Genomic DNA, 3165 nt, shown 5'->3' on the forward strand with positions numbered 1-3165 from the left:
AACGGGCGCGGCTCCGGCGGCGGGGAGCAGGGCGGCGACGGCCGCCGCGGCGGCGGCCGCGGCGATCACGGACGAGCGGACCGCCTGGAGCAGGCCGTGCGGGCGCGTCGTCGGCACGAAGGCCTGGGGATCGCTGGGGAGAGCGGGTGATGGGGGCACTGACGTGTCTCCGGGGTGAGCACCGCCGGACTGCCCGGCGAACCGGGAGTGGGAGGCCGGGAGCCGGGTCGCGGCCCGCCGTGGGGGCGGGCCGGTCGGCGTCCCCGCCCGTCCGGGCGGTGACCTCGGGCCCGCCGTCCCGGATGGACGGAGGTGCGTCGAGGCCGTCGGCCACATTAAGAACGGATATCGATCGGGTATATGACCGATATCTCATCCACCCTATGGAGAAGTTGTGATACGCATCACTCGCGCGTTGCGTCAATCGAGGGAATTACGTCGGTGTGAAAAGACGCGGCTAAGTCTTCTTTCAGGCGGGGCGCTGACCAGCGGTCGGGTGCCCGCGCCGAGCGGTTCCGAACGGACCAATCGAGTGAACGTGGCCCAGCCGCGCGGCCGTCCGGAACATTTGAGCATCTGAAAACAAAAGCGGCCCCGGACGTGGCCGGGGCCACGACCGGGGCCGCACGGGCCCGCGGCGCTCAGCGCTCGCGCTCACCCCGGATGAACTCCTCCACCGCGCGCCGCGCCTCGTCGTCGCTGTACTGCTCGGGCGGCGACTTCATGAAGTAGCTCGACGCGGACAGGATCGGGCCGCCGATCCCCCGGTCCAGGGCGATCTTGGCCGCGCGCACCGCGTCGATGATGATGCCGGCCGAGTTCGGCGAGTCCCACACCTCGAGCTTGTACTCCAGGTTCAGCGGCACGTCGCCGAACGCCCGGCCCTCCAGGCGCACGTAGGCCCACTTGCGGTCGTCCAGCCAGGCCACGTAGTCCGACGGGCCGATGTGCACGTTGTCGCGGCCGAGGTCGCGGTCGACCTGGGAGGTCACCGACTGCGTCTTGGAGACCTTCTTCGACTCCAGGCGCTCGAGCTCCTTCATGTTGAGGAAGTCCATGTTGCCGCCCACGTTGAGCTGCATGGTGCGGTCGAGCTGGACGCCCCGGTCCTCGAACAGCCGGGCCAGCACCCGGTGGGTGATGGTGGCGCCCACCTGGCTCTTGATGTCGTCGCCGACGATCGGCACGCCCGCGGCGCGGAACTTCTCCGCCCACTCCGGGTCGGAGGCGATGAACACCGGCAGCGCGTTCACGAACGCCACGCCGGAGTCCAGCGCGGCCTGGGCGTAGAACCGGTCGGCCGCCTCGCTGCCCACCGGCAGGTACGACACGAGCACGTCGGCGCGGGTGTCGCGCAGCACCTGCGCGACGTCGACCGGCACCTCGTCCGACTCGGTGATCGTCTCCCGGTAGAACCGGCCGAGCCCGTCGAGCGTGTGCCCGCGCTGCACCGGGACGTCCAGCGGCGGCACGTCGGCGATCTTGATCGTGTTGTTCTCGCTGGCCGAGATCGCCTCGGACAGGTCCCGGCCGACCTTCTTGGCGTCGACGTCGAACGCGGCGACGAACGTGACGTCGCGGACGTGGTAGCCGCCGAAGTCGACGTGCATGAGGCCGGGGACGCGCGTCGCCGGGTCGGCGTCGCGGTAGTAGTGCACGCCCTGTACCAGCGACGCGGCGCAGTTGCCGACGCCGACGACGGCGACACGGACCTGGCTCATGGCCGGCTCCTTCTCGATCTGCTCGATCTGTTGGTCTTCGTGGGATGGGTTCGGTGGCCACCCGGCGGAGCCGGTGCGGCCTCAGCGGGCGGCGCCATCGCCGTCCCGGTCGGTGCCGGGCGCGCGGCGCTGCTCGGCCCGTTCGTGCTCGATGAGCTCGTTGAGCCAGCGGACCTCGCGCTCGGTGGAGTCGAGGCCCAGCTGGTGCAGCTCGCGGGTGTAGCGGTCGATCTGCTCGCCCGCGCGGCCCAGCGCCGAGCGCAGCCCCTCCCGGCGCTCCTCCACGCGCCGGCGCCTGCCTTCGAGGATCCGCATCCGGACGTCGGCGGGGGTGCGGGAGAAGAAGGCCAGGTGCACGCCGAAGCCGTCGTCGTCCCAGGACTGCGGGCCGGACTCGGCCAGCATCTCGGCGAAGCGCTCCTTGCCCTCCGCGGTGATCCGGTAGACCCGCCGGGCGCGGCGGGACCAGGTCGTGTCGTCGGGCTCGGCGGGCTCGGCCTCCTCGACGATGAGGCCGGCCCGGGTCAACCGGCGCAGGGCGGGGTAGACCGAACCGTAGGAGAACACCCGGAAGCCGCCCAGCCGCAGCCGCAGCTGCTTGCGCAGCTCGTAGCCGTGCACGGGGGCCTCGCCGAGGAGTCCGAGGATCGCCAGCTCGAGCACCGCGAACCCTCCCTCCCGCATCGGGGCGATGCAGTGCCCGACTATATCGAACCGATACATCAGGGACCGGCTCAGAGAGGCCGGTCACCCGCCGAACGGGCGCAGCACGGACGTTCCGCCCGGCCCGGGTGACCCCCCGCGTACCCTGGCCCGGTGCGGATTCAGCGACAGGTGGTCGACTACGCGCTGCAGCGCCGTTCGCTGCTCGCGGAGGTCCACTCCGGTCGAGTCGGAACGGGTGAGGTCTGCGATGCCAGCCCTTACCTGCTGCGAGCTGCGCGGTTCCACGGGGAGCCGACCGCCGAGTCCTGCCCGGTCTGCCGTCGCGAACGGCTGACGCACGTCTCCTGGATCTTCGGCGACGAGCTGCGGCACGCCGCCGGCTCGGCCCGCCACCCGGACGAGATCGACGCGCTGGCGAACTCGCTGGCCGATTTCTCCGTGTACGTGGTGGAGGTCTGCGGAGCGTGCCACTGGAACCACCTCGTGCTGTCCTACGTCACGGGCACCGGCGGCGCTCCCGACACCAGCCCCCGCCGGTCCGACCGACGCCGGACCGCCGCCGAGTGACCCATCCCCCGACACCGAGCCCACGGAGCAGCGGTGAGTGATCAGCGCGACCGCCGGGACGGCCCCGTGCCCGGGCCCCATCCCGGCCGGCCACCCCGTCCCGGGCCGGGTGCTCCGCCTCCCGGCGCCCGGAACACCGGGCCCCACCGACCCGGTCCGGTCCCGCCGCAGGCCGGGCCCGGCCCGCAGCCGCACCGCGCGCCGGCCGGCT

Annotated in this window: 3 protein-coding genes; 1 reads left to right on the plus strand and 2 read right to left on the minus strand. The window is 72.3% G+C overall.

The features are described 5' to 3' along the window. Positions 1-641: 641 nt before the first annotated feature. Together KIK08_RS38295 and KIK08_RS38300 are read right to left on the minus strand one after the other, a co-directional pair. Positions 642-1721, minus strand: coding sequence for an inositol-3-phosphate synthase (locus tag KIK08_RS38295; RefSeq protein ID WP_214408206.1), 1080 nt, complete (start codon positions 1719-1721; stop codon positions 642-644). A gap of 81 nt (positions 1722-1802) precedes the next feature. Then, positions 1803-2384, minus strand: coding sequence for a PadR family transcriptional regulator (locus KIK08_RS38300; protein ID WP_214408207.1), 582 nt, complete (start codon positions 2382-2384; stop codon positions 1803-1805). 153 nt (positions 2385-2537) lie between these two features. Between KIK08_RS38300 and KIK08_RS38305 the strand changes: the two genes are divergently transcribed. Further along, positions 2538-2954, plus strand: coding sequence for a DUF5318 family protein (locus tag KIK08_RS38305; RefSeq protein WP_214408208.1), 417 nt, complete (start codon positions 2538-2540; stop codon positions 2952-2954). Positions 2955-3165 lie beyond the last annotated feature (211 nt).

It is taken from the genome of Pseudonocardia lacus, assembly GCF_018531445.1.
Taxonomy (GTDB): Bacteria; Actinomycetota; Actinomycetes; order Mycobacteriales; family Pseudonocardiaceae; genus Pseudonocardia; species Pseudonocardia lacus.